We start from the raw sequence: 1550 nt of genomic DNA on the forward strand, positions 1-1550 counted from the left end.
ACGGTCATCCGTGGCCCCGCCGTCGCTTGCACCGCCGAGGATCAGGCGCTTGGGGGGGGACTAATCAGAGGACCGCCCCAACCCGTCCCGGTGGAGAGGTAGAAGGTGGTTTGCTCCTCAACAGTCGAGTGGTCGGCTCGCCCGTCTCCATTGAGGTCCACCCACCCGTTCCCACTGATGTAGCTGTAGTTCCCGGACGGGTGCGAGTAGGTGACGCCGAAGGAACTGCCGTTCGACACCGTGCAGACGCCGAGAGCGTTGGTGATCCGACAGAAGTCGAGGCGGCCGTCACCGTTGAAGTCGGCCCATCCTCGGGTGACCCAATAGCCGACATCCATGGCAGCCGAGGTGATGGTCGACCCGAAGTTGTTGCCCGTCGAGAGCGTGCACTGGACCGACTTCGAGAAATTGCCGACAACCCGGCAGTAGTCGACCCGCCCGTCGCCGTTGAAGTCGACCCAGTCACGGCTGTCGTCCCATCCGCCGTCCAGGTTGGCGGACGTGAAGGTGGTGCCGAACCCCGTGCCCGTGGAGAGCGTGCACTGCAGCTTGCTGGAACTGACGACGCGGCAGTAGTCGGCTCGGCCGTCCCCATTGACGTCCGCCCAGTCCCGGCCGGCGTCCCAGCCCGCGTCGATGTTGCCGGAGGTGTAGGTGGCGCCGAAGCCGGTGCCCGTGGAGACGGTGCACTGGACCTTCTGGCTCCAGGTCCCGATCACCCGACAGAAGTCGGCACGCCCGTCCGCGTTGAAGTCGACCCAGGCCTGACCCGCGGTCCAGCCCGGGTCGAGCCCTCCTGACGTGTACGTCGACCCGAACGACGTGCCGTTCGACAGGGTGCAGGACAGAGATTTACCTCCGGCCGCGACCACCCGGCAGTAGTCGACCCGACCATCACCGTTGAAGTCGACCCAGGCCCGCCCCTCCTGGTAACCAGGGTCCTGGTTGAACCCCGTGATCCGCTGGCCGAGGCCGATACCCGTTGAAAGTACACACCTCAGTTCCGTAGACGACCAGATAGAGCAGTAATCAGCCTTCCCGTCGGCGTTGAAGTCGACCCAGGCCATGCCGAACTGAACGTTGGTGGTTGGCGATTTGGCGTGCACGACGGCTGGCGGCGTAACGGCAATGGAACCGATGAGGAGAGCGGCGGCAAACAGCACACGAGCCCCCCATCTTCTGAGGTTTCGTTCGTACAGCATTCGTGGACAACCCACTTTCTCGTGCTGCGGAGATGCGACTGCAAATTGCCCTTCCCGCCAGTCGACGGATTTCGCACGCCCGGACTGGCGTCAGCACTGATGATGTTCCGACCTCTCGCCCGCACGCCTGAGTAGTAGATACTCAGATGAATATGCCTCAGATCACACGGCTGGTGGGCCATGCACCTGAGCGGCCGGGCCCGCGAAGCTGCTCCCGTTGCGGACGAGCAGGGCGGCGGCGAATGGGCGGGACGAGCAGGCCGGAGGCCAGCCCCTGCTCGTCGTCGTTCACGCCGTTCGTGGCCTGGATGTTCAGCGGCGCGAACGACAGCGCGAACGCGATCCCCA

Annotated in this window: 2 protein-coding genes; both read right to left on the minus strand. The window is 64.8% G+C overall.

What is annotated here, in order from left to right; translation table 11 throughout:
- Positions 1-41: 41 nt before the first annotated feature.
- Positions 42-1163 (minus strand): VCBS repeat-containing protein, encoded by a 1122-nt coding sequence (locus AB0B91_RS65885; protein WP_358343195.1) that lies wholly within the window; start codon positions 1161-1163, stop codon positions 42-44.
- A gap of 196 nt (positions 1164-1359) precedes the next feature.
- Positions 1360-1550 (minus strand): hypothetical protein (locus tag AB0B91_RS65890; protein ID WP_358343197.1); only part of this gene is annotated, 191 nt, incomplete at its 5' end.

The organism is Nonomuraea sp. NPDC049141, from assembly GCF_040648415.1.
Taxonomy (GTDB): Bacteria; Actinomycetota; Actinomycetes; order Streptosporangiales; family Streptosporangiaceae; genus Nonomuraea.